This window comes from Streptomyces sp. NPDC102514, assembly GCF_055584525.1.
Window position 1 is genome coordinate 123,887 of the sequence record NZ_JBVJLW010000019.1, and the last position, 24,790, is coordinate 148,676.

Annotated in this window: 24 protein-coding genes; 18 read left to right on the top strand and 6 right to left on the bottom strand. The window is 70.8% G+C overall.

The window, feature by feature from the left end:
• The first annotated feature begins 19 nt into the window (after positions 1-19).
• The 3 genes from ACZ60E_RS37410 to ACZ60E_RS37420 all read left to right on the top strand — a co-directional run bounded on the left by ACZ60E_RS37410 (position 20) and on the right by ACZ60E_RS37420 (position 2,533).
• A complete protein-coding gene (locus tag ACZ60E_RS37410; protein ID WP_107021511.1) occupies positions 20-607 on the top strand; it encodes a DUF5998 family protein in 588 nt (195 codons plus the stop codon).
• A complete protein-coding gene (locus ACZ60E_RS37415; protein WP_469446366.1) occupies positions 607-1,794 on the top strand; it encodes an alkaline phosphatase family protein in 1,188 nt (395 codons plus the stop codon). Before ACZ60E_RS37410 ends, ACZ60E_RS37415 begins: the two co-directional genes overlap by 1 nt.
• Before the next feature lie 82 nt (positions 1,795-1,876).
• Positions 1,877-2,533: a thymidine kinase gene (locus ACZ60E_RS37420; protein WP_384798578.1), complete on the top strand. Its 657-nt coding sequence runs from the start codon at positions 1,877-1,879 to the stop codon at positions 2,531-2,533.
• A 10-nt stretch (positions 2,534-2,543) separates the two neighbouring features.
• Here ACZ60E_RS37420 and ACZ60E_RS37425 read toward each other — a convergent pair whose 3' ends face one another.
• Positions 2,544-3,338: a VOC family protein gene (locus ACZ60E_RS37425; RefSeq protein WP_384798575.1), complete on the bottom strand. Its 795-nt coding sequence runs from the start codon at positions 3,336-3,338 to the stop codon at positions 2,544-2,546.
• Between the two features lie 313 nt (positions 3,339-3,651).
• Between ACZ60E_RS37425 and ACZ60E_RS37430 the strand changes: the two genes are divergently transcribed.
• On the top strand, positions 3,652-4,479 hold the full coding sequence (locus tag ACZ60E_RS37430) for a sulfurtransferase (protein ID WP_469446368.1): 828 nt from the start codon (positions 3,652-3,654) through the stop codon (positions 4,477-4,479).
• Positions 4,480-4,649: 170 nt separating this feature from the next.
• Here ACZ60E_RS37430 and sepH read toward each other — a convergent pair whose 3' ends face one another.
• The 3 genes from sepH to ACZ60E_RS37445 form a co-directional block, all read right to left on the bottom strand.
• The gene (gene sepH / locus ACZ60E_RS37435) at positions 4,650-5,744 is read right to left on the bottom strand and encodes a septation protein SepH (RefSeq protein WP_384798570.1); all 1,095 of its coding nucleotides are present in this window, start codon (positions 5,742-5,744) and stop codon (positions 4,650-4,652) included.
• Between the two features lie 471 nt (positions 5,745-6,215).
• Positions 6,216-7,535, bottom strand: coding sequence for a D-arabinono-1,4-lactone oxidase (locus tag ACZ60E_RS37440; protein ID WP_469446370.1), 1,320 nt, complete (start codon positions 7,533-7,535; stop codon positions 6,216-6,218).
• Positions 7,495-8,733 (bottom strand): MFS transporter, encoded by a 1,239-nt coding sequence (locus tag ACZ60E_RS37445; RefSeq protein WP_384798564.1) that lies wholly within the window; start codon positions 8,731-8,733, stop codon positions 7,495-7,497. The genes ACZ60E_RS37440 and ACZ60E_RS37445 overlap by 41 nt, the downstream gene beginning before the upstream one ends.
• 163 nt (positions 8,734-8,896) lie before the next feature.
• Between ACZ60E_RS37445 and ACZ60E_RS37450 the strand changes: the two genes are divergently transcribed.
• Positions 8,897-10,024 (top strand): ferrochelatase, encoded by a 1,128-nt coding sequence (locus ACZ60E_RS37450; protein WP_469446372.1) that lies wholly within the window; start codon positions 8,897-8,899, stop codon positions 10,022-10,024.
• Positions 10,021-10,845 carry an inositol monophosphatase family protein gene (locus tag ACZ60E_RS37455; RefSeq protein WP_384798558.1) on the top strand — a complete coding sequence of 275 codons (825 nt, stop codon included), beginning with the start codon at positions 10,021-10,023 and terminating at the stop codon, positions 10,843-10,845. The genes ACZ60E_RS37450 and ACZ60E_RS37455 overlap by 4 nt, the downstream gene beginning before the upstream one ends.
• Before the next feature lie 139 nt (positions 10,846-10,984).
• Here the strand turns inward: ACZ60E_RS37455 and ACZ60E_RS37460 are convergent, their stop codons facing one another.
• Complete coding sequence (locus ACZ60E_RS37460; protein ID WP_169801958.1) at positions 10,985-11,158, bottom strand: hypothetical protein; 174 nt, start codon at positions 11,156-11,158, stop codon at positions 10,985-10,987.
• Positions 11,159-11,583: 425 nt separating this feature from the next.
• On the opposite strand from ACZ60E_RS37460, the gene ACZ60E_RS37465 reads away from it, so the two are divergent.
• The 4 genes from ACZ60E_RS37465 (at position 11,584) to ACZ60E_RS37480 (ending at position 15,084) form a co-directional block, all read left to right on the top strand.
• A complete protein-coding gene (locus ACZ60E_RS37465) occupies positions 11,584-12,237 on the top strand; it encodes a response regulator transcription factor (protein WP_006380516.1) in 654 nt (217 codons plus the stop codon).
• Between the two features lie 6 nt (positions 12,238-12,243).
• Positions 12,244-13,485: a sensor histidine kinase gene (locus ACZ60E_RS37470; RefSeq protein WP_210889176.1), complete on the top strand. Its 1,242-nt coding sequence runs from the start codon at positions 12,244-12,246 to the stop codon at positions 13,483-13,485.
• 392 nt (positions 13,486-13,877) lie between these two features.
• Positions 13,878-14,174 (top strand): DUF4193 domain-containing protein, encoded by a 297-nt coding sequence (locus ACZ60E_RS37475; protein WP_005481602.1) that lies wholly within the window; start codon positions 13,878-13,880, stop codon positions 14,172-14,174.
• Between the two features lie 13 nt (positions 14,175-14,187).
• Entirely contained in the window at positions 14,188-15,084 is an 897-nt protein-coding gene (locus ACZ60E_RS37480) for a hypothetical protein (protein ID WP_469446374.1), read from the top strand.
• A gap of 210 nt (positions 15,085-15,294) precedes the next feature.
• Here the strand turns inward: ACZ60E_RS37480 and ACZ60E_RS37485 are convergent, their stop codons facing one another.
• Complete coding sequence (locus ACZ60E_RS37485; protein ID WP_469446375.1) at positions 15,295-15,756, bottom strand: DUF3093 domain-containing protein; 462 nt, start codon at positions 15,754-15,756, stop codon at positions 15,295-15,297.
• Positions 15,757-15,814: 58 nt separating this feature from the next.
• Here ACZ60E_RS37485 and ACZ60E_RS37490 point away from each other — a divergent pair, with 58 nt between their 5' ends.
• From ACZ60E_RS37490 to ACZ60E_RS37525, 8 genes are all read left to right on the top strand, one after another.
• Positions 15,815-16,399 (top strand): PaaI family thioesterase, encoded by a 585-nt coding sequence (locus tag ACZ60E_RS37490; RefSeq protein ID WP_384798547.1) that lies wholly within the window; start codon positions 15,815-15,817, stop codon positions 16,397-16,399.
• A complete protein-coding gene (gene dut / locus ACZ60E_RS37495; protein ID WP_469446377.1) occupies positions 16,396-16,917 on the top strand; it encodes a dUTP diphosphatase in 522 nt (173 codons plus the stop codon). The genes ACZ60E_RS37490 and dut overlap by 4 nt, the downstream gene beginning before the upstream one ends.
• 1 nt (position 16,918) lies before the next feature.
• The gene (locus tag ACZ60E_RS37500; protein WP_469446378.1) at positions 16,919-17,677 is read left to right on the top strand and encodes a DUF3710 domain-containing protein; all 759 of its coding nucleotides are present in this window, start codon (positions 16,919-16,921) and stop codon (positions 17,675-17,677) included.
• A gap of 443 nt (positions 17,678-18,120) precedes the next feature.
• Positions 18,121-19,011 carry a peptidoglycan-binding domain-containing protein gene (locus ACZ60E_RS37505; RefSeq protein WP_469446379.1) on the top strand — a complete coding sequence of 297 codons (891 nt, stop codon included), beginning with the start codon at positions 18,121-18,123 and terminating at the stop codon, positions 19,009-19,011.
• A 122-nt stretch (positions 19,012-19,133) separates the two neighbouring features.
• Positions 19,134-20,384, top strand: a complete 1,251-nt coding sequence (locus tag ACZ60E_RS37510) for an alginate lyase family protein (protein ID WP_469446380.1) — start codon at positions 19,134-19,136, stop codon at positions 20,382-20,384.
• Positions 20,385-20,469: 85 nt separating this feature from the next.
• Positions 20,470-21,177 carry an ABC transporter ATP-binding protein gene (locus ACZ60E_RS37515; protein ID WP_384798535.1) on the top strand — a complete coding sequence of 236 codons (708 nt, stop codon included), beginning with the start codon at positions 20,470-20,472 and terminating at the stop codon, positions 21,175-21,177.
• Positions 21,178-21,420: 243 nt separating this feature from the next.
• Positions 21,421-24,075, top strand: a complete 2,655-nt coding sequence (locus ACZ60E_RS37520; RefSeq protein ID WP_469446381.1) for a DUF4118 domain-containing protein — start codon at positions 21,421-21,423, stop codon at positions 24,073-24,075.
• On the top strand, positions 24,072-24,755 hold the full coding sequence (locus ACZ60E_RS37525) for a response regulator (RefSeq protein ID WP_385830789.1): 684 nt from the start codon (positions 24,072-24,074) through the stop codon (positions 24,753-24,755). Before ACZ60E_RS37520 ends, ACZ60E_RS37525 begins: the two co-directional genes overlap by 4 nt.
• The last annotated feature ends 35 nt before the right edge of the window (positions 24,756-24,790 follow it).

Here is a 24,790-nt window from a genome sequence, read left to right on the forward strand (position 1 = left end):
CCCCCGTAGAATGGACATCATGGCCAAGACCAGTACGACGACCCAGGGGCTGCGAGCGGCGATCGAGCGCAGCGGCTACTACCCGGCCCTCGTGGCCGAGGCGGTGGAGGCCGCTGTAGGGGGCGAGCCCATCCGGTCGTATCTGGTCCACCAGGAGACGACGTTCGACGCGAACGAGGTGCGCCGGCATGTGACGGTGCTCGTTCTCACGGGTAACCGTTTCATCGTGAGCCACACCGACGAGCAGGCGGCGGACAGCACGTCCCCCACGCCGTACGCGACGACGTCCACCGAGTCCGTGAAGCTTGGCCGGATCTCGTCCGTCGTGCTCAGCCGGGTCGTGGCGAACCCCGAGAAGTACGTGGTGGGGACCCTGCCGCGCGAGGTCGTCCTCACCATCGGCTGGGGCGCGGTCGCCCGTATCGACCTGGAGCCCGCGGCCTGCGGCGACTCCAACTGCGAGGCGGACCACGGCTACACCGGCAGCTCGACGGCGGACGACCTGAGCCTGCGCGTCAGCGAGGCCGGTGACGGGCCGGACGCCGTGCGCCAGACGCTCGCCTTCGCGCAGTCGCTCTCCGAGGCGACCGCGGACGTCACCCGCTGATGTCCCAGCAAGTCTGGGACGACCCGGAACCGCTCACCGTCGAATCAGCGCCCGTACCCGAGTACGGAACGGGGTCGCTCGCCGACCTCCTGCCCACCCTGGCCGCGGGCATGGACGTACCGGACATGACCGCCTCGCTCGGCGAACTGAGCCCGGCCGACCGGAACTGCGTCTTCCTCATCGACGGCCTCGGCTGGGAACAGCTGAAGGCCCACCCGGACGAGGCCCCGTTCATGAGCTCCCTGCTGGGCAGCTCGCGCGGCGGCACCGGCCGGCCGATCACGGCGGGCTATCCCGCGACCACCGCCACCTCGCTGGCCTCGGTCGGCACCGGACTGCCGCCGGGAGCCCACGGACTGCCCGGCTACACAGTGCGCAACCCGGAGACCGGCGAGCTGATGAACCAGCTCCGCTGGATCCCCTGGACCAAGCCGGGCAAGTGGCAGCCGTACCCCACGGTGTTCCAGCTGGCCGACGCGGCGGGTGTGCACACGGCCCAGGTGTCGGCCCCGCACTTCCAGAACACCCCCCTGACCAAGATCGCGCTCAGCGGCGGCACGTTCCACGGCCGGCTGACCGGCGAGGACCGCATGGACATGGCGGCCGAGCAACTGGCCGCCGGGGACCGCTCGCTGGTCTACACGTACTACGCGGAGGTCGACGGCAAGGGGCACCGCTTCGGCATCGACTCCGACGCCTGGCGCGGACAGCTCATGTACGTGGACCGGCTGGTCCAGCGCCTGGCCGAGCAACTGCCGCCCCGCGCGGCCCTGTACGTCACGGCCGACCACGGCATGATCGACATCCCCTTCGACGAGCAGCACCGGATCGACTTCGACGAGGACTGGGAACTGCGCGCGGGCGTCGCCCTCCTCGGCGGCGAAGGACGCGCCCGGCATGTGTACGCGGTCCCGGGCGCCGGGTCGGACGTCCTGACCTGCTGGCGCGAGGTGCTCGGCGAGCAGTTCTGGGTGGCCTCGCGCGACGAGGCGATCGCGGCGGGCTGGTTCGGCCCGCACGTCGACGAGCGGGTGTACGCGCGCATCGGCGACGTGGTCGCGGCAGCCCGGGACGACGTGCTGATCACCGCGTCCGAACGGGAACCGAAGGAGTCGCTGATGGTCGGCAACCACGGCTCGATGACCCCGGCGGAACAGCACGTTCCACTGCTGGAAGTGCGTTCCTGACCCTCCGCCCGCCGCGCGTCGTCACCCGCCCACCCCTCGCTCCACCGCTGCTCCGTCCCTGCTGAAAGGTGCTCGACTCCCCATGCCCGAGCTGGTGTTCTTCTCCGGAACCATGGACTGCGGGAAGTCGACGCTGGCTCTGCAGATCGAGCACAACCGCTCGGCCCGCGGCCTGCAGGGCATGATCTTCACCCGGGACGACCGCGCGGGTGAGGGCAAGCTCTCCTCCCGGCTCGGTCTGGTCACGGACGCGGTGGAGGTCGAGGAGGACCAGGACGTGTACGCGTACCTCGTCGAGCATCTCTCGCGGGGTGGCAGGGCGGACTACGTCATCGCCGACGAGGCACAGTTCCTCGCCCCCGAGCAGATCGACCAACTCGCGCGCGTGGTCGACGATCTGGACATCGACGTCTTCGCCTTCGGCATCACCACCGACTTCCGCTCCAAGCTCTTCCCGGGCTCGCAGCGACTCGTCGAACTGGCCGACCGCGTCGAGGTCCTGCAGGTCGAGGCCCTCTGCTGGTGCGGCGCCCGCGCCACCCACAACGCCCGCACCATAGGCGGCCGGATGGTCGTCGAGGGCGCCCAGGTCGTCGTCGGCGACGTCGACCAGTCGGAGGACATCGGCTACGAGGTGCTGTGCCGCCGTCACCACAGCCGGCGGATGACCGCGGCGACCGCGCGGGCGGGCGTCCTGTCCCCGGACGTACTCCCGGTGGACACCGCGGCGCGCGGCTGACGCGTACGTCCTAGCGGCTGGTCCGCACCAGTGAGAACGCCGCGCCCTCCAGGTCCGCCACCTTGGCGACCCGGCCGTACGCGCTGTCGTGGGCCGGCCTGAGGACGTGGCCGCCCAGTTCGACGACCAGGGCCACCGCCGCGTCCACGTCGACGACCTCGAAGTACGTCATCCAGTGGGCGCCCCGGTCGCGGGGCAGGGCGTTGCCGACGCCGTGGATGCCAGCCACCGGGCGGCCCTTGATGTGGAGGGTGACGTAGTCGGAGTCGGCGGAGACGACGGGCTCCTCCTCGTAACCGAAGACCGTCTCGTAGAACTTGGCCACACCCGCGGATTCCCTGGTGACCAGCTCGTTCCAGGTGGGGGTCCCGGGAACCCCGGCGAGGCCCGCACCGAGATGGGCCGCGGCCTGCCAGACGCCGAACACGGCGCCCGAGGGGTCCGAGGCGATCGCCAGGCGGCCGGCGGCGTCGGCGACCAGCGGACCGACGCCGACCGTGCCGCCGCAGTGCCGGACCGTCTCCGCCGTCAGGTCCACGTCGTCCGAGGCGAGGTAGGGCGTCCACGCGACGGGCAGATGCCGGTCCGGTGGGAGCTGGCCGATGCCCGCAACCTCCTGCCCGTCCAACTGCGCCCGCACGTAGGCGCCCAGCTGCTGCGGACCGGGTTGGAACTCCCAGCCGAACAGCTCCCCGTAGAACTCCTGGGTCGCGGCCATCCCGTGCACCATCAGACTCACCCAGCAGGGCGTGCCGGGCGTGTACGCAGAGCCGTTCAGGCCGGCCGACTCCCGTGCCTCGGTCATCGTCACCCTCTCCTCGGCGCCTCGCGGGGCCGCTTCACTTCCGCTGTCGAACCGGGCGTACCGCCGTCCTGGACCACGGCGCCCGGTGCCGATGGTCGCACCACCGGCGGTGGGCCGCGCCACGGCCGGACGGCCCTCGGCGGGAGGATGCCCGCATTCCTGTTGCCCATCCGTTTCCCCGCGATTGCCTGAGCATGTCCATCGGCCGTACAGCGTGTGCCCGTTCCTGCACGCCGTGTGGTCGGGTCGGCCCGGCGGAGCACAGTAGCCGGACCTGGACGAAGTGGCCACCCCGTGCGCGAGGATGGTGGCCATGAACGCCATCATCTCCGCATCCCGACTCGCGAGCGACCTGACGGGGCCGAACCCGCCGGTCGTGCTGGACATCCGCTGGCAGCTGGGCGGCCCCAACCTGCGCCGCTCCTACGAGGAGGCACACATTCCGGGTGCCGTCTACGTGGACCTGGACACCGAACTCGCCGGTCCCGCCGGCGCGGCGGGACGCCACCCGCTGCCGGACCCGGAGGTCTTCGCCGAGGCCATGCGCGCGGCCGGGGTCTCCGAGGACCGTGACGTCGTCGTGTACGACGGGGGGCTCGGCTGGGCCGCCGCGCGGGCCTGGTGGCTGTTGCGCTGGATGGGTCACCCGTCGGTGCGTGTGCTTGACGGCGGACTCGCGGCCTGGAGCGGACCGGTCGAGAGCGGCCGTGCCGCTCCGGCCGCCGGCACCTTCGTACCCGCTCCGGGGAAGGTGTCCCTGCTCGACGCCGACGGCGCCGCGGCGCTGGCCCGCACCGGTCTGCTGCTCGACGCCCGGGCCGCCGAGCGCTATCGCGGTGACGTCGAGCCGATCGACCGGGTCGGTGGCCACATCCCCGGCGCGGTCTCGGCGCCGACCACCGGGAATGTGGCCGAATCCGGTCGCTTCCTGCCGACGGGTGAACTCGCCGACCGCTTCGCCTCCCTGGGCGCCGACGGCTCTTCGGAGGTCGGCGTCTACTGCGGGTCGGGCGTCTCCGGCGCGCACGAGGTTCTCGCGCTGGCGGTCGCGGGCATTCCGGCCGCGCTGTACGTGGGGTCCTGGTCGGAATGGTCGCGGGACGAGGGGCGCCCGGTCGCGACCGGCCCCGATCCGCAGTAGCACCGGGGGCACCGGCGGACGGTCCGACACGGAAGGGTGAACCCGTGAGGAACGTCGGACCCGCAGGAGCAGCCGGACCGGTGGGCGAGGGCGGACCGGTGACGAAGGGCTGACGGAAGAGCGGAGGGCTCGCACCGAGACGGTGCGAGCCCCTGTCACTTCGCCACTTCCTAGTCCTGCTTCTTGCGTCGCGTCCCGAAGACGATCTCGTCCCAGCTCGGTACGGCCGCTCTGCGTCCCGGACGGACGCCGTCCGCTTCGGCCTGCCGGTCGGTGGCGCCGACGAGCCGGTCGCGGTGGCTGGCCACCGAACGCGGCATGAGCACGTCCGCGTAGGCCGAACCGGCCGAGGCCGCGGGAGCCGGCGGCTCCTCCACCTCGGGCTCCGGTACAGGCGGTTCCTCCGTCGCGGAGCGTTCCGTGGCCGAGGTCGTGGAGGCCGTCGAGGCGGCGGGTCCTGCCGAGGGCCGCTCGGGCACGACCATGTCCCCGCGGAAGCTGGGCACCGCCTCCAGGAGGCTGGTCAGCGAGTCGCGCTCACGCTCGCTGATGCCCTCCTCGATGTCCGGCTCGGACGACGGCGGCAGGCCGGGCCGCTCGATCTGCCGGTCCAGGGCGCGGTCCAGCGGACGGTCGCGGGGCAGCCGCGCGATGCGCGGTACGAACGGGAAGCTGGGTTCGGCGGAGCCGAGGTCGTCGGACTCGCCGATCAGCGAGCGCGCCTCGTCGTCGACGGCCTGGACGAGCCGCCGGGGCGGGTCGTACGTCCAGCTCGCGGAGTGGGGTTCGCTCGCCACGCGGTAGACGAGCAGTACCTCCCAGGTGCCGTCGTCGCGGCGCCAGGAGTCCCACTGGACGGTCTCCTTGTCGGCGCCACGGTGCAGCAGGCGCTCCTGCACGGCCTCGCCGAGCTGGGGACCGGTCGTCTCGCCGGGGCGGCGGACGGGCGTCTTGCGGGCCCGCTCCGCCATGAAGGCACGCTCGGCGAGCACGGGTCCCTCGAAGCGGCGCACCCGGTCGACGGGGATTCCGGCGAGCTGGGCGACCTCTTCGGCGGATGCTCCCGCGCGTATGCGGGCCTGGATGTCTCGGGGGCGGAGATGGCTCTCCACCTCGATCTCGATCTGGCCGAGGCGGGGACGATCGCCGCGTACGGCGGCGCGTAGACGCTCGTCAATCGGAAGCGTGTACTCCGTGCTGTCCGCAGCCTTCAGCACCAGCCGTGTGCCGTCGTTGGAGACGGCCACGACACGCAGTTCGGGCATGGGGACCTCCCGGGTGGTGCCTGCCGACGTCACGTGCGTCGCTGCTTCCGCTAGTCGAGTGTGGCCTGCCCGGGTGCAGCCTGCCACAACCTTGCCGAGTTGCCCGGCGTGTCGGACGGTGGCCCGAACTCGCCGTTATGGCACGGTTACCTATTCGCAACGCTAAGTGACGAACCTCATCACCCTGTGCAACGGGCCCCCTCTCGGCGGTCCTGTACGGCTCCGGACACCCTGGCGTGCGTCCGGTCCCAGGGCTCGCAACAGTACTCCATTCGGGCCACTTGCGTGGATCGGCACGCCACCGAACTTCTGTCCGGAGGCGGGAGTTGGCCGTCCGGGGTGACATTCTCGTGATCATGGTGAGACTGATTCTTCACATGATCGCCGGAAGTGGAGGGAGTCGCTTCGACCGTACGTCCTGTGCTCGGGCAATCGGTCGGGGGGAGGGCTGCTCATGGTCTGTCCGGACCGTCAGTCGCCCAGGATCCGCCGCAGGTAGTCGTTGCCGAAACGCCGTTCCGGGTCGAGGCGGTCACGCAGCACGGTGAACTCGTCGAAGTGCGGATAGACGCCGGCGAAGTACTCCGCGTCCCGGGTGTGGACCTTGCCCCAGTGGGGCCGGCCCTCGTGCGCGGTGAAGATCCGCTCGGCGGCGCTGAAGTACGCCTGGTACGGAGTCCCCCTGAACATGTGGACCGCGATGTACGCGCTGTCCCGGCCGGACGCGGTGGAGAGGGTGATGTCGTCCGCGGGGGCCGTGCGTACCTCCACCGGGAAGCTGATGCGCAGAGGCGAACGGTCGACCATGGCCTTCAGTTCGCGCAGGGTCTCGACCAGAGCGGCTCGCGGAACCGCGTATTCCATCTCCGTGAAACGCACCCGGCGGGGAGAAGTGAAGACCTTGTAGGGAATGTCGGTGTAGGTGCGCGCGGACAGGGCGCGGCTGGAGATCCGGGCGATCGAGGGGATCGTGGCGGGGACGGCCCGGCCCACGTAGTTGGCCGCCTGGAAGACCCCGTTCGAGAGGAACTCGTCCTCGTACAGGCCGCGGACGGTACCGACCGGCTTCTCCGGGCCCACGCTGCGGTTGTTGCGCTTGGTGTTGCAGTTGCCGGTGTGGGGGAACCAGTAGAACTCGAAGTGCTCGTTCTCCGTGAACAGTTCGTCGAAGGAACCCGTCACCTCGTCGAAGCTCATCGGCTCCTCGCGGGCCGAGAGGAGGAAAAGGGGCTCTACGGAGAAGGTGATCGCGGTGATGATCCCCAGGGCGCCTATCCCGATCCGGGCCGCCGCGAAGATCTCGGGGTTCTCCTTCTCGGAACAGGTGAGGACCGAGCCGTCGGCGGTCACCAGTTCAAGTCCCGCGATCTGGGCGGCGATCGAGGCGGAGTCGCGGCCGGTGCCGTGCGTACCGGTGCTGGTCGCGCCCGACACCGTCTGCTCCATGATGTCGCCCATGTTCGTGAGCGACAGGCCCTCCCGGGCCAGGGCGAGGTTGAGGCGCTTGAGCGGTGTGCCGGCCTCGACCGTGACGGTGCCGTTGTCCCGGTCGATCCTGCGGATGCCGGTCAACAGTTGAGGGCGGATCAACACGCCGTCGGTCGCCGCCGCCGCGGTGAAGGAGTGGCCGGTGCCGACGGCCTTGACCCTGAGTCCGTCCTCGGCGGCCCGGCGCACGGCGGCGGAGAGTTCCTCGACGGAGGCAGGAGTGACCTCCCGGGCCGGCCGGGCGGTGACGTTCCCGGCCCAGTTACGCCAGGTGCCGCTCTTCGCGCTCACTGTGCTTCTCATGGGTTCCTCCCCGCTGCGGAACCGGCCTGCTGAGCCGGCGATACCCGAGGAAACCCACCGCGACCGCGACAGCCCCGGCCGCGACCGGGACCCCGTACCCGGCCCGCGCCCCGGCTGTGTCGATCACCCAGCCGGACAGGGAGGAACCGAGCGCGACCCCGACCGCGAGCCCGGTGCTCACCCATGTCATGCCCTCGGTCAGTTTCGCGCGTGGTACGTGCAGTTCGACGAGGGCCATCGTCGTGATCATCGTCGGTGCGATGGACAGGCCCGCAACGAACAGCGCCACAGCCAGGAACGGCAAGTTTCCGACCAGTAGCAGAGGGATCATACTCACGGCCATGGCGCAGATGCCCAGTACCCACCTGCGGGCGGGCGCCCCCGCGAAGCGCAGCAGCCCGAAGACGGCCCCGGCCACGCACGAGCCCGCCGCGTAGACGGCCAGGACGACGCTCGCCGCGCCCTTGTGGCCCTCCTCGTCGGCGAAGGCCACGGTGACCACGTCGACCGCGCCGAAGATCGCGCCGGTCGCCACGAAGGTGGCCACCAGGACCTGGAGTCCGGCCGAGCGCAGCGCCGAGCCGCCCGTGTGGTGCCCACGCGGATGCGGCGGGGGTTCGGTGGCGCGCTGGGACGTCAGCCAGAAGACACCGGCCGCCAGGAAGAGGGCCGCGAGCAGCGGCCCGGCCTCCGGGAACCACACCGTGCACAGGCCGATGGAGATGATCGGCCCGAAGATGAAGCAGATCTCGTCGATGACGGACTCGAAGGCGTACGCGGTGTGGAGTTCGGGCCTGCCCCGGTAGATGAGCGCCCAGCGCGCCCTGGTCATCGCGCCGACGCTCGGTACGCAGCCGATACCGGCCGAACAGAGGAACAGCACCCAGTCCGGCCCGTCGAAGCGGGTGGTCAGCAGGAGCCCGGCGGACGCGGTGAGCGCGGACAGTGTGGCGGGCCGCAGCACCCGCCGCTGCCCGTACCGGTCCACCAGGCGGGATATCTGGGGCCCGAGCACCGCCGCGGAGAGCGCGATCGTCGCCGAGAGGGCGCCCGCGAGCCCGTACCGCCCGGTGACCTGGGAGATCATCGTGACCACGCCGATGCCCATCATCGACAGCGGCATCCGGCCGAGGAGGCCCGCGGTGGTGAAGCCCTTGGAGCCGGGCGCGGCGAACAGGGCGCGGTAGGGGCTGAGCACGGGTGGTCTCCGGTGAGGGTCCGGTAAGGCGTGAATCCGACGGATACAGCTTACGAGCCAGGTGACCCTAACCCATCCGCTGATTTCCCCGTCCACCGTGTCCACCTGCCGTTCGGCCCCCCGCCGATGCCCGGCTGTCGGAGGCGGATGGCAGGATCGAGGCATGCGAGACGCGCTCGATGCCACTCCCTACGACGCCCTGCTCCTGCTCTCCTTCGGCGGCCCCGAAGGCCCCGACGAAGTGGTCCCGTTCCTGGAGAACGTGACCCGGGGCCGGGGCATCCCCAAGGAACGCCTCAAGGAAGTGGGGCAGCACTACTTCCTGTTCGGCGGGGTCAGCCCGATCAACGACCAGAACCGCGCCCTGCTGGACGCCCTGCGCAAGGACTTCGCGGAGCACGGCCTGGACCTGCCCGTGTACTGGGGCAACCGGAACTGGGGTCCGTACCTGACGGACACCCTGCGCGAGATGGTCGCCGACGGCCGCCGCCGCGTCCTGGTGCTGGCCACGAGCGCGTACGCCTCGTACTCGGGCTGCCGGCAGTACCGCGAGGACCTGGCCGGGGCCCTGGCGACCCTGGAGGGGGAGGGTCTGGAGCTGCCGCGGATCGACAAGCTCCGGCACTACTTCAACCACCCGGGCTTCGTCGAGCCGATGACCGAGGGCGTCCTGAAGTCCCTCGCCGAGCTTCCCGAGGACGTCCGCGCGGGCGCGCACATCGCCTTCACGACGCACTCGATCCCGACGTCCGCGGCGGACACCTCCGGACCGGTGGAGGGCCACGGGGACGGCGGGGCGTACGTACGGCAGCACCTGGACGTCGCCCGGCTCGTCGCCGACGCGGTGCGCGAGCGGACCGGGACCGAGCACCCCTGGCAGCTCGTCTACCAGTCGCGCTCGGGAGCCCCGCACATCCCGTGGCTGGAGCCGGACATCTGCGACCACCTGGAGGGGCGGCACACCGCCGGCGTCCCCGCGGTCGTGATGGCACCCATCGGGTTCGTCTCGGACCACATGGAGGTCCTGTACGACCTCGACACGGAGGCCGCGGCGAAGGCCGCGGAGCTGGGGCTGCCGGTGCGCCGCGCGGCCACCGTGGGCGCCGACCCGCGCTTCACCGCCGCGATCCGCGACCTCGTCCTGGAGCGGGCCGCCACCGAGAACGGCAGAGACGTTTCGCCCTGCGCCCTCGGTGCCCTCGGCCCGAGCCACGACCTCTGCCCCGCGGGCTGCTGCCCGGCCCGCGCCCCCAAGCCCGCCGCCGCGGGCGCCGACAGCCCGTACGTATGAGGAGCCCCGTGACCGCCACAGCGAACGACGAGCTGAAGGCCGAACTGCTGGAGATCGCGCTCGACGCGGCCCACCGCGCGGGCGCCTTCCTCCGGGACGGCCGCCCCGACGATCTCGGCGTGGCCGCGACCAAGTCCAGCGCCGTCGACGTCGTCACCGAGATGGACATCGCCTCCGAGAAGCTGATCACCGGTCTGCTGGCCGACGCCAGGCCGGACGACGGCGTCCTGGGGGAGGAGGGCGCCGACATCAAGGGCAGCAGCGGCGTCCAGTGGGTGATCGACCCGATCGACGGGACGGTCAACTATCTGTACGGCCTGCCCAGTTGGGCCGTGTCCATCGCGGCCCGCAAGGACGGCGAGACGCTCGTCGGGGTCGTGCACGCCCCGATGCGCGCGGAGACCTACCGGGCCGTCCTGGGCGGCGGTGCCTTCGTCGACGACCGTCCCGCGCGCGTGCGGCCCGCCCCCGACCTCGGGCTGGCCCTCGTCGGCACCGGCTTCGGCTACCTCGCGGACCGCAGGACCCGGCAGGCCGAGGTGGTCGGACAGCTGATCGCCCAGGTCCGCGACATCCGCCGCGGCGGCTCGGCGGCCATCGACCTGTGCGACGTGGCGACGGGCCGCCTGGACGCGTACTACGAGAGGGGACTCAACCCCTGGGACTACGCGGCGGGTGACCTGATCGCCCGGGAGGCGGGCGCGCTGACCGGCGGACGCCCCGGAGAGCCCCTGTCGACCGACCTGACCGTCGCCGCCCCGCCCGGCCTCTTCGAGACCCTCCAGTCCCGGCTCGACGAACTCGGCGCCTGGCACGACTGACACCGCGCGACCTACAGGGCGTGACCGATACCGCGCGACAGGTACACAGTTTGTTGTGCGCGGCAGGCGGCGCGTCACAGACGACCGAGCGGGGCCCCGGGCTGGATCTGCCGGGGCCCCGCTCCTGTCACGAGCTGGGTCAGACGTGTGACACGCCGACCTGCACACCGTGCTCCGCGGCAAGGCGGTGCAGGTCGTCGAGTTCGGCCTGCTCGACCTCCGCGAGGAAGTCGTCGCCGGTCTCGCGAGCCATCGTCAGGTCGGACTCGGTCGCCCTTATGCGCTGCAGAAGTCCTGCGGTGAATGCGTCCATGCTGCGCCCCCTCGTCCTGGGTCGTGGGTCGGTAATGGCACGGGGGTGTGCCGTTCGGAAGGGGCGATCACGTCTCCAGGGATGCCCGGCGCTGCCCAGCCGGGCGGCGTCAGTGCCGGACACCCACGCCCGCTCTGCGGAAGCGGACCATGACGTACCGCCGGGTGGTGCGGCACAAGCAGAGCGTGATCGCGGGGTGTAAAGCCGTCCTCCCCTCGCTCCCTTTCACGGAAACCTCAACCTCCCGAGAAAATCTGGCATTCCCCGCTCCTGAACCCGTCTTACAGCCGACTTATGGCCGAAAAGGGCAGGATGGAGTCCCACCCTCCCTGCTCTCGGCTGCGTTCGAGCGGGAGGACCCCATCGGACCCGCCCGTGTACGCCGCGAAGGCGCTACGCGGGTGGACACAGGAAGGACAAGCGACGTGCGCGTACTCGTCGTCGAGGACGAGCAGCTGCTCGCCGATGCGGTGGCCACCGGACTGCGCCGGGAGGCCATGGCCGTCGACGTCGTGTACGACGGCGCGGCCGCCCTGGAGCGCATCGGCGTCAACGACTACGACGTGGTCGTCCTCGACCGTGACCTCCCGCTCGTGCACGGCGACGACGTCTGCCGGAAGATCGTCGAGCTCGGCATGCCGACGCGCGTGCTGATGCTCACGGCCTCCGGGGACGTCAGCGACCGGGTGGAGGGCCTGGAGATCGGCGCCGACGACTACCTCCCCAAGCCCTTCGCGTTCAGTGAACTGACGGCACGCGTGCGTGCACTCGGCCGACGTACGAGCCTGCCGCTGCCGCCCGTCCTGGAGCGCGCCGGGATCAAGCTCGACCCCAACCGCCGCGAGGTCTTCCGCGACGGCAAGGAGGTCCAGCTCGCGCCCAAGGAGTTCGCCGTCCTGGAGGTCCTGCTGCGCAGCGAGGGCGCGGTCGTCTCCGCCGAGCAACTCCTGGAGAAGGCCTGGGACGAGAACACCGACCCGTTCACCAACGTCGTGCGGGTCACGGTGATGACCCTGCGCCGCAAGCTCGGCGAGCCGCCGGTCATCGTCACCGTGCCCGGCTCCGGATACCGGATCTGACCCCCGATGACCACCACCCCCGCGCCTCCCAAGGCGCCCCCGAAGCCCACCTGGGACCCGAGGAAGCCGGAACCCCCCTTCCCCTGGCTGCGCCCGACCATCCGGATACGGCTCACGCTGCTGTACGGCGGGATGTTCCTGATCGCCGGGATCCTGCTGCTGTCGATCATCTATCTGCTGGCGGCCCAGGCCCTGCACGAGGGCAGCGGCGTCGACTTCCAGGTGACCGGCAGCAACCTCGAACTCACCAGCGCCACCTGTCCGCAGCTGAGCGGAGCCGGTAACAACCAAGAGCTGAACGCCATGCTCAAGGAGTGCACCGCCGTCCAGCGCCAGCACGCCCTGGACGGACTGCTCAGCCGCTCGCTGATGGCCCTCCTCGGCCTCGCCGTGATCGCCTTCGCGTTCGGCTACGCGATGGCCGGCCGGGTTCTCTCACCGCTGGGCCGCATCACCCGCACCGCGCGCGCGGTGGCGGGCTCGGACCTGTCCCGGCGGATCGAGCTGGACGGCCCGGACGACGAGCTCAAGGAGCTGGCGGACACCTTCGACGACATGCTGGAGCGGCTGCAGCGGGCCTTCACGGCCCAGCAGCGGTTCGTCGGGAACGCCTCGCACGAGCTGCGGACGCCCCTGGCGATCAACCGCACGCTCCTGGAGGTGCACCTGTCCGATCCGGGCGCCCCCATGGAGCTGCAGCAGCTGGGCAAGACCCTGCTCGCCACCAACGAGCGCAGCGAACAGCTCGTCGAGGGCCTGCTGCTGCTCGCCCGCAGCGACAACCAGATCGTCGAGCGCAAGCCGGTCGACCTCGCCGAGGTCGCCTCGCAGGCCATAGACCAGGTGCGCGGCGAGGCCGACGTGAAGGGCGTGGAGGTCCGCGGGGAGCGGGCCGCCGCGGTCGTCCAGGGCAACGGCGTCCTCCTGGAGCGGATCGCCCTGAACCTCGTCCAGAACGCCGTGCGCTACAACGTGGCACAGGACGGCTGGGTCGAGGTCGTCACGCAGGTGCAGCACGGACAGGCGGTCCTCACGGTGTCCAACACCGGACCCGTGGTCCCCGCGTACGAGGTCGACAATCTTTTCGAGCCGTTCCGGCGGCTGCGCACCGAGCGGACGGGAAGTGACAAGGGTGTGGGGCTGGGACTGTCGATCGCCAGGTCGGTGGCCCGCGCCCACGGCGGCCACATCGTCGCGGAACCGCGCGAGGGGGGTGGCCTGGTGATGCGAGTAGCCCTACCTATCTGAGACCATGTCGCCGACACGCGAGGATGTTCGCTTTGCGCGGAATTTCCCGGGCAGACGAAAGGCACGCTCGTGTGTGATCGATCACAGGGCCAATTTTCGGTCATCTACCCTCCGTGATCAATAGGGCCGCCGGAAAGCCGGGAAAATCCGGGTTTTCGGGGGTCGAGATCACGGGAAGTACACGGTGAGACGCCTTTGAAGTGCGGCATTCGGACCGTGTACGGTCCGCTTCGCCATCCAAGCCGATCACTCCTCGGGAGTCCGGTTGGGTGTCGATTGAGTAACAGACCTTGATGTGAGGCAAAATCTCCGCCTCAGGTCGGGCACAAGTCCGGCCTCTCACGCGTTACCTGCGCTGAGACACCGCAGACACCCAGAGGGGGAGAGCGACAATGGCAACGGATTACGACACCCCACGCAAGACCGACGACGACGTCGACTCGGACAGCCTTGAAGAACTGAAGGCTCGCCGGAACGACAAGTCGACTTCGGCGGTCGACGTGGACGAGTTCGAGGCGGCCGAAGGCCTGGAACTGCCCGGAGCGGACCTTTCGAACGAGGAACTGGCCGTCCGGGTCCTGCCGAAGCAGCAGGACGAGTTCACCTGCATGAGCTGCTTCCTGGTCCACCACCGCAGTCAGCTGGCCCGCGAGAAGAACGGTCAGCCGATCTGCCGCGACTGCGACTGAGGCAGGGTCGGCCGTGACAGGCTCGACCCCGCCCTGGAAGCGCCGCTTCCGTGACCGGGGAGCGGCCGGTCCGTCTCAGGACGGCTTGCACGACGACGAGCGGGGCCACCCGGCCTCGCTCGAAGCAGCGGACGCGACAGGCGCTTCCGGCGCCCTGGAGGTGCCGGTGACCAAGGCGCCTGTCGCCAGACGCCGGGCGGCCGCCGTCGGCCACGGGGTCGCGGAGGGCGTCCGTAAGGGCGGCAGCCGGGCCAGGGCCGCCCTGGCGTACGTCACCGACCGCATCATCGAGATGGCCCCGCGGATCCCCGTACGCGACCTCGCCGCACTCCGCCGGCAGTTCCCGGGCCTGGGGCCCGAACAGCTCGCGGACAAACTCGTCGCGGGCGCGTGCAACGCGACGTCCACCGTGGGCGCGGGCGTCGGCGCCGCCGCGATGATGCCCGTACCGCCGGCCATGCCCACGGAGCTGGCCGCCGAGGTCACCGGCGTCGCCGCGATCGAACTGAAACTGATCGCCGAGCTGTACGAGGTCTACGGCCTGCGACCGCCCGGCAACCTGAAAGAGCGCTCCACCACGTATCTGAACTCGTGGTCCGAGGAGCGCGGCATCGACGTGACCAAACCGTCGACGCTCAACGCGGCCCTCGGGGGCCAGATGAAGCGCGAGCTGCGCCAGCAGATCATGAAGCGCACGGTCCGCAACCTGCCGAACCTGATGCCGTTCATGGTGGGCGCGGCCGTCGGGGCGCTCATGAACCGCCGTGACACGAGAAAGCTCGCGGACCGGGTCCGCAAGGACCTCCGCAAGGTGCAGGTGCCCTGGGACGCCCTCCCGGCGCTGCCGCCCCTGGAGGAGCCGGCCGACCCGCTGAGCATGGGCGACCTCCGCGGAGAGCTGGAGCGCTGATCCCGCACGGATCCACTGGCCACCACCGGTCCCGCCCCCCCCGCGGCGGGCAAAGTTCTGACCGCTCAAAGGAAAAGTTTCCGTACGAGTACACGTACGGAAACTTGTTCGGGTTCGGGCTCGGACACAGATCCGGGTCGGACCTCGGGCCGGACGTCGTGGTGGACACCGGGACGGCCCCGGTGCGGTCCGGCCACGGTCGCCGCCCGTCTACGCGTTCGTGCGCGCGGACTCCAGGGCCGCCGCCAGCCGCTCCGGGTCGCGGGTCGACAGATAGACGTACGGAGTCGGGTCGGCCGGGTCGGTGATGTTCACGCGCAGGGCCGTCGGGATGTAGGCCCGCAACAGCATGTGGGCGCGCGCGTCGGCCTTGAACGACCGCCAGGCGCGGGCCTCTTCGGGGTCGAGGACGTGTGCCTCGCCCAGGGCGGAGACCGGGATCCTGGCCTCCCCGGCGATCAGGGCGCCGCCCACCACACGGATCCGTGCGGAGCCGTACGAACTGGCCACCACCGCCGACACCGCCGTGCCGCCGACCAGCCCGCCCAGCAGGGGAAGCGTGCCGAAGGGGAGCAGGATCAGCGCCATCGAGACGCCCACCAGCAGGCAGACGAACCACCAGGATCGGGGCGCGGTCAGACGTTCTTCGTACGGCGAGGCGGAGGGCTGCATACCGCCAAGCCTGCCACGGTGCGTACGGGCCGCTGACGCGGAGGTAAGGTCTGCGCCTGTGAGTGGTACATCTTCGGCCCTGCGGCCCCCGGCCGACGCCGTGGCGCCGGTGCGCCATCCCGACGCGCCCGCCCCGGGCGAGCTCCTCGGCGCGCACTACGCCCAGTGTTTCGGCTGCGGCGGCGGACAGACGCACGGACTGCACCTGGAGGCCCGCGCGGGCGACGGGGTGCGGATCACCGCCGAGTTCACCGTGCAGAGCGCGCACCAGGGTGCTCCCGGCCTGGCGCACGGCGGCGTCCTCGCCAGTGCCCTCGACGAGACCCTCGGCTCGCTGAACTGGCTGCTGCGCACCATCGCCGTCACCGGCCGCCTGGAGACCGACTTCGTACGGCCCGTGCCCGTGGGCACCGTGCTGTACCTGGAGGCCGAGGTCACGGCGGTGGCCGGACGCAAGATCTATTCGTCCGCCACGGGACGGATCGGCGGCCCCGAGGGGCCCGTCGCCGTCCGCGCGGACGCTCTCTTCATCGAAGTGAAGGTCGACCACTTCGTGGACAACGGCCGGCCGGAGGAGATCCGGGCGGCCATGGACGACCCCGACCAGGTCCGTCGTGCCCGTGCTTTCGAGGTGAACCCGTGACCCCCGCCAAGGCCCCGGTGGGCGTGCTGATCAAGCGCGTCGACCCGGACGTACCGCTTCCGCACTACGCGCATCCCGGCGACGCCGGCGCGGACCTGCGGACCACCGAGAGCCATGTGCTGGAGCCCGGCGAACGCGCCGTGCTCCCCACCGGGGTCTGCATCGCGCTTCCCGAGGGGTACGCCGCCTTCGTGCACCCCCGTTCGGGGCTGGCCGCCCGCTGCGGTGTCGCTCTCGTGAATGCCCCGGGGACGGTTGATGCCGGGTACCGTGGGGAGATCAAGGTGATCGTGGTGAATCTCGACCCGCACAAGTCCGTGCGGTTCGAGCGCTTCGACCGGATTGCCCAACTGGTCGTCCAGCAGGTCGAGAAGGTGAGCTTCCAGGAAGTCGCGGAGCTTCCCGACTCGGCGCGGGCCGCAGGGGGCTTCGGGTCCACCGGCGGGCATTCCGCGGTGGGCGGCACAACGGGTGGGAATCGATACGCTTCGGTCGTATCCGACCGGGAAGGACAGTGACGTGTTCGGACGTCGCAAGAAGGGCAGTGCCGCCGAGGACGCGGCGGGCGAGGCCGAGCAGGTCGACGGAGTCGGCACTGAGGCGGACGGGGCGGAGCGCGAGCGCGTGAGGCTCGAACCGGAGCCGCGCCCCGACGGTCCCTGGGACAGCTCCGAGGTGCGCGATCCGGCCGACGGCCGGGTCGACCTGGGCGGCCTTTTCGTGCCCGGGGTCGACGGCATGGAGCTCCGGGTGGAGGTCGCGGGCGACGCGATCGTCGCGGCCACTGTGGTGCTCAAGGACAGCGCCGTCCAGCTGCAGGCCTTCGCCGCTCCCAAGCGCGAGGGCATCTGGGGCGAGGTGCGCGAGGAGATCGCCACCGGCATCACCCAGCAGGGCGGTGTCATCGACGAGGTCGAGGGTTCGCTGGGCTGGGAGCTGCGCGCTCAGGTACCGGTGCAGCTGCCGGACGGCACGGGCGGCTTCCAGGTCGTCCGGTTCATCGGTGTGGACGGTCCCCGCTGGTTCCTGCGCGGAGTGATCTCCGGGCAGGGCGCGGTGCAGCCGCAGGCCGCCGGTCTGCTGGAGCAGATCTTCCGGGACACCGTGGTGGTCCGCGGAGAGGGCCCGATGGCCCCGCGCGACCCGATTGTGCTGAAGCTGCCGGACGACGCGCAGATGGTCGCTGAGGGTGTTCAGCAGGAGGAGCAGGCAGGGTCCCGCTTCTCCGGCGGCATGGGGCAGTTGCAGCGCGGACCGGAGATCACCGAGGTCCGCTAGCGCTTCGACGGCCGCGTACTCGTACGTGTGCGACGGGCCGCATTCCCTTCGGGGAGTGTGGCCCGTCGTCGTGCGCGGCCGTGTACGGCCAGTGCGCCCCGGATGGGGCTCGCGGGGTCGTCAACCGCAGGTTGGCGTGGGTGTGCCGGACGATGGGCGAGCCATGGGGCACCGGCGGACGGGCCGGGTCGGAGTGAGGAGTGGCGGGCGCGGCGGGGGTGGTGGTCGCGGACGCTCTTCATGCCGTCCCTCCCTCGTCCGTATCTGGACATTGATGCCTTTCGAGAGGCTGCGTGTGGGCCAAACGAGTGAAGAAGACCCCGAGTCACCCTCCGGATGTGACTACGCTGCGTCACCCTGGGCATGACGACGGAGGGTGGAGCGTTCAACTTCCTTGATCCACACCCGACTTGCCGATCATGCGAATCCATGGGGGATGCGAAGTGGGTACCAACTGGATCGAGAAGGCGCAGCGCTTGGGCGACGGGAGCATCGGAGGCGCGATGGATCTCCCGTCGGTTCCGGGCCGGGTCGTCTGGCACACCACCGAGAGCGGCGCGGGCGACGACGCCTTCAAGGCCGTGGCGGCGCATCTGATCCGCAAGACCGCCGAGCCGCACCTGCTGTACGACCCGACGACCGACCGCCTCGGACAGTTCGGCCCGCTGAACCACAGTGCCCGCGCACTGCTCAACGACGGGTCGACGAGGACCAACCGCGTCGGAAAGGTCTGCATCCAGATCGAGGTGCTGGGACGGGCCGCCAAGCCGTTCACCAAGACCTGGGAGCCGGGCCCGAACTACCGGGCCATGATGGCCGCGATCCGCTCCTGGAAGATCCCTGACACCTTCCCGGCCGGGCGCCTCGCGACCTCGGCCGCCGACGCCACCAACCGCCCCCGCTCGGTCTGGATGAGCAAGGGCGGCCACTACGGCCACGCGAACATCCCGGGCAACGACCACTGGGACCCGGGCGACATCGACAGATCCGCCCTCTTCGAAGCGGCCCCGGCCGAGAAACCGGACGGTGGCAGCGCGGCCGTCAAGCCCGTCGTCGACCTCAGCAATCTGATCGCCGCCGCGCGCCGCGACCCGGGGCTGCCCCAGGGCGGCAAGACACACAAGCCGGACGTCCTGGTCGTCGAAAAGGCTTTGGTGGCCGAGGGGTTGCTGCCCGCTCAGTGGGCCGACGGGTCCTTCGGCAGCAGGACCGTCGAGGCGTACGCGGCCCTGCAGCGCCGCTACGGCTTCAGCGGCGCGGAGGCGAACGGCATCCCGGGGCAGACCACCCTCAAGAAGCTCGGCCGACAGCACGGCTTCACGGTCAAGGCCTGAGCGGTCCGCAGTCGGCGCCCGCCGTTTCTCTTGACGCGGACATGGTCTGTACCTATGGTCCCGGCCAACGCCTGTGTTCATAAAGGCATTCCGTGTTCACATACGAGAACGGATGGCCCCCCATGAAGCCGACCGCTCCGATCCCCCCACGTCCCTCACGCTCACGCCCGGCGCGCCCCGCGCGCCGGCGCCGGGCCTCCCGCTTCGCGCTCCTCGCCACCGTCACCGCCCTCCTGGCCGGCGCCCTCGCCTGGCCCGCCGCCCAGCGCGCCGAGGCGGCCCCCGCGACCTTCGCGCACCCCGGGGTCACCGTCTCCCGCGGCCAGTTGGACTTCGCCCGACAGCAGGTCAACGCGGGTGTGCAGCCCTGGAAGGGCGCCTATGACCAGATGATGTCGAGCAAGTACGGCTCGCTCACGCGCACCGCCAAGCCCCGCGCGGTCGTGGAGTGCGGCTCGTACTCGAACCCCAACTACGGCTGCACCGACGAGCGCGAGGACGCGATCGCCGCGTACACCCAGGCGCTGGCCTGGTACGTCACGCGCGACACCCGGTACGCGAAGAAGGCGATCGAGCTGATGGACGCCTGGTCGGCGACCATCAGGGATCACACCAACAGCAACGCACCGCTCCAGACCGGCTGGGCGGGCTCGTCCTGGCCCAAGGCCGCCGAGATCATCAAGTACACGTACGACGGCGGCTGGGCGAACTCCGGGCGCTTCTCGACGATGCTGCGTGACGTCTATCTGCCGAAGGTCATCAACGGCTCGAACTCCAACGGCAACTGGGAACTGTCGATGATGGAGGCCGCCGTCGGCATCTCCGTCTTCCTGGAGGACAAGGCCTCGTACGACAAGGCCATGGCCAAGTTCCGCACCCGTACGGCCGCCTACGTCTACATAGCCGCCGACGGCGCCCTGCCGAAGACCGTGCCGAGCCAGAACCTCGACACCACCCAGAAGATCGTCAACTACTGGCAGGGGCAGTCCACCTTCGTCAACGGGGTCACCCAGGAGACCTGCCGCGACTTCACCCACACGGGATACGGGATCTCCGCGATCGCGCACATCGCCGAGACCAGCCGCATCCAGGGCCAGGACCTGTACGGCACCGACGTCGGCGAGCGGCTGCGGCACGCGCTCGGCTTCCAGGCGAAGTACCAGCTCGGCGAGGCGGCCCCGAGCTGGCTGTGCGGCGGGTCGCTGAACCTCGGGCTCGGACCGGTCACCGAGGTCGGTTACAACGCCCTGCACAACCGGCTCGGCATCGCCATGAGCAACACCGAGCGGCTGACGGCGCAGAACCGTCCGGCGGGCAGCAACAACCTGTTCGTCGCCTGGGAAACGCTCACGCACGGCGACAACCCGAGCTGAGCCGTTGCAGGTCCGGGCGTCGGACGGTGATACTGACGCCCGGTCCACGGGGGACGCGAGGGGACACGGGGGAGGGGCGAGAGGCATGACTCAGGTCGTCGCGCACACGGTCGGCACGGACACGATGGTGCGGGTGGAGAGCGTCCGCCGCTCGTACGGGAGCGGTGCCACCGCCGTACACGCCCTGCGCGGGGTGTCGTTCGACATACCGCGCGGCGAACTCGTCGCGCTCAAGGGGCGCTCGGGGTCGGGCAAGACCACACTGCTGAACCTCGTCGGTGGACTCGACGAACCGGACGGCGGACGGATCACCGTCGACGGGCTCGACCTCTCCGGGCTCGGCGAGAACGGACTGCTCGAGCTGCGCCGGGACCGTATCGGCTTCGTCTTCCAGTCCTTCGGGCTGATCCCGATCCTGACGGCGGCCGAGAACGTGGGCGTGCCGATGCGGTTGCGCCGGGCCGATCCGCGTGAGCGCGAGGAACGCGTCGAGCTGCTGCTCTCGCTGGTCGGGCTCGCCGACCATGCGGCACAGCGGCCCGGTGAGCTGTCCGGAGGGCAGCAGCAGCGTGTCGCCATCGCTCGTGCCCTTGCGAACAATCCGGCGCTCCTCATCGCCGACGAGCCGACCGGGCAGCTCGACGCCGAGACCGGTATCGGGGTGATGGAGCTGTTGCGGGCGGTGGTGCGCAGTGAGCGGGTCACCGCGCTCGTGGCTACGCACGACGCCGCGCTCCTGGATCTGGCCGACCGGGTGCTGGAGCTGAGTGACGGGGAGATCGTGGAGCGCTGAGACGCTGGCCGCTTGGTCCCTTGTCTCGTCTGCGGGTCCGGTGGGGGCTGGGCGCGCCGTTCCCCGCGCCCCTTGGGGGCTGCGCCCCCTGAAAGATTGCGCCGTTCCCCGCGCCCCTGAAGGTCCGTGTGCGTCAGGGTTGTGTCAAGGACAGGGTTGGGCTTGCTCGCCGTCTCATTTGTCCGGATCGTCGGTCGTATGGTCTATCCAGCCACGCAGTGCGTTTGGGAAGACAATGAGGCCATGGGACGCGGCAAGCTTCGGATCTATCTCGGTGCGGCACCCGGCGTCGGCAAGACGTACGCGATGCTGTCCGAGGCGCACCGCCGTGTCGAGCGGGGCGCGGACTGTGTGGTGGCCTTCGTGGAGCACCACGACCGGCCGCGCACGGAGGTGATGCTGCACGGTCTGGAGCAGATCCCCCGCAGGGAGCTGGCCCACCGCGATGCCGCCTTCACCGAGATGGACGTCGACGCGGTCCTGGAGCGCGCCCCCGCAGTCGCCCTGGTGGACGAACTGGCGCACACCAATGTGCCCGGCTCCCGCAACGCCAAGCGCTGGCAGGACGTCGAGGAACTGCTCGCCGCCGGCATCGACGTCGTCTCAACGGTCAACATCCAGCACCTCGAATCGCTCGGTGACGTCGTGGAGTCGATAACCGGCGTACGCCAGCGTGAGACCCTGCCGGACGAGGTGGTGCGGCGGGCCGACCAGATCGAGCTGGTCGACATGTCGCCCCAGGCGCTCCGCCGCCGGATGGCGCACGGCAACATCTACAAGCCGGACAAGGTCGACGCGGCCCTGTCCAACTACTTCCGCCCCGGCAACCTCACCGCGTTGCGTGAACTGGCCCTCCTCTGGGTCGCCGACCGCGTCGACGAATACCTCCAGCAGTACCGGGGCGAGCACGGCATCCGCACCACCTGGCAGGCCCGCGAACGCATCGTCGTCGGCCTCACCGGCGGTCCCGAGGGCCGTACGCTGATCCGCCGGGCCGCCCGCCTCGCCGAGAAGGGCGCCGGCGGCGAGGTACTGGCCGTCTACATCGCCCGCAGCGACGGCCTGACCTCCGCCTCGCCCAAGGAGCTCGCCGTCCAGCGGACCCTCGCCGAGGACCTGGGCGGCACCTTCCACCACGTCGTGGGCGACGACATCCCCTCCGCGCTGCTTGAGTTCGCCCGCGGCGTCAACGCCAGCCAGATCGTGCTGGGCTCCTCGCGCCGCAAGGCCTGGCAGTACGTGTTCGGGCCCGGCGTCGGCGCCACGGTCGCCCGCGAGTCCGGGCCCGACCTGGACGTGCACATCGTCACGCACGACGAGGCCGGCAAGGGGCGCGGCCTGCCCGTCGCCCGGGGCGCGCGCCTGGGCCGGTCCCGGATCATCGCGGGCTGGCTGACCGGTGTCGTCGGCCCGGCGATCCTCGCGCTGCTGCTGATCAACGCCGACGCGGACCTCGGGCTCGCCAACGACATGCTGCTGTTCCTGACCCTGACCGTGGCGGCGGCCCTGCTCGGCGGACTGCTCCCGGCCCTCGCCTCGGCGGCCTTCGGCTCCCTGCTGCTGAACTACTTCTTCACCCCGCCGCTGCACCGGCTGACCGTCTCGGACCCCAAGAACATCGTCGCCATCGTGATCTTCGTCGGAGTGGCCATCTCGGTCGCCTCGGTGGTGGACCTGGCGGCCCGCCGCACCCACCAGGCGGCCCGGCTGCGCGCCGAGTCCGAGATCCTCTCCTTCCTCGCGGGCAGCGTCCTGCGCGGCGAGACCAGCCTCGACGCCCTGCTGGAGCGGGTCCGCGAGACCTTCGGCATGGAGTCCGTCGCCCTCCTTGAGCGCACGAGCGACGTCGACCCGTGGACCTGCGCGGGCAGCGTGGGCCCGCATCCGCCGACGCTCCCCGAGGCCGCCGACGTGGACATGCCCGTCGGCGACCACACCGCGCTGGCCCTCTCCGGCCGGGTGCTGCCCGCCGAGGACCGCCGGGTGCTGGCCGCCTTCGCCGCCCAGGCCGTCGTCGTCCTCGATCGCAAGCGCCTCCAGCAGGAGGCCGACCAGGCGCGCACGCTCGCCGAGGGCAACCGCATCCGCACCGCGCTGCTGGCCGCCGTCAGCCATGACCTGCGTACGCCGCTGGCCGCGATCAAGGCCGCCGTGTCCTCCCTCAGGTCGGACGACGTGGCCTGGTCCGAGGAGGACGAGGCGGAGCTGCTTGAGGGCATCGAGGCGGGCGCCGACCGGCTCGACCACCTGGTGGGCAACCTGCTCGACATGTCCCGCCTCCAGACCGGCACGGTCACCCCGCTGATCCGCGAGATCGACCTCGACGAGGTCGTCCCGATGGCGCTGGGCGGCGTACCGGAACACAGTGTCGAACTGGAGATCCCCGAGACGCTGCCCATGGTCGCCGTCGACCCGGGCCTGCTGGAGCGCTCGGTCGCCAACCTCGTCGAGAACGCCGTCAAGTACAGCCCCGGGGGCGAGCGCGTCCTCGTGGCCGCCAGCACGCTCGGCGACCGGGTGGAGGTACGGGTCGTGGACCGGGGCCGGGGCGTCCCGGACGAGGCGAAGGACCGTATATTCGCCCCCTTCCAGCGGTACGGCGACGCCCCGCGCGGCGCCGGGGTCGGCCTGGGCCTCGCGGTCGCCCGGGGGTTCGCCGAGGCCATGGGCGGCACGCTCAACGCCGAGGACACCCCCGGCGGGGGCCTCACCATGGTCCTCACGCTCAGGGTGGGCCCCTCCCGCGCGGAACGCCCCGCGGAACCCGTGCAAGAAGAGGCCATGCAAGAAAAGGGCGTACAAGAAGAGGCCGCGCGAGCAGAACGCGTACAAGAAGAGGCCCTGCAGGCAGAACGCGTACAAGAAGAACCCGTACAACCGGAAAGGCAGGCTTCATGACCCGGGTCCTCGTGGTCGACGACGAGCCGCAGATCACCCGAGCCCTCGTGATCAATCTCAAGGCACGCAAGTACGAGGTCGACGCGGCCCCCGACGGCGCCACCGCCCTCCAGCTCGCCGCCGCCCGCCACCCCGACGTCGTCGTGCTCGACCTGGGTCTGCCCGACATGGACGGCGTCGAGGTGATCAGGGGACTGCGCGGCTGGACACGCGTACCGATCCTCGTCCTGTCCGCGCGGCACTCCTCCGACGAGAAGGTCGAGGCCCTGGACGCGGGCGCCGACGACTACGTGACCAAGCCCTTCGGCATGGACGAGCTGCTGGCCCGCCTGCGCGCCGCCGTCCGCCGCGCCGAGCCCACCGGCGGCGGCGAGGACGACGTGATCGTCGCGACGGAGGACTTCACCGTCGACCTGGCCGCCAAGAAGGTCCACCGGGACGGCCGCGACGTACGCCTCACCCCCACCGAGTGGCACCTCCTGGAGGTGCTGGTACGCAACACGGGCCGCCTGGTCAGTCAGAAACAGCTCCTCCAGGAGGTCTGGGGCCCCTCCTACGGCACCGAGACGAACTACCTGCGGGTCTACATGGCCCAGCTCCGCCGCAAACTGGAGGTGGACCCCTCGCATCCGCGGCACTTCGTCACCGAGCCGGGCATGGGGTACCGGTTCGAGCGTTAGTGCTACGGGTACGTTCCTGTCAGCGGCCCCCGGTA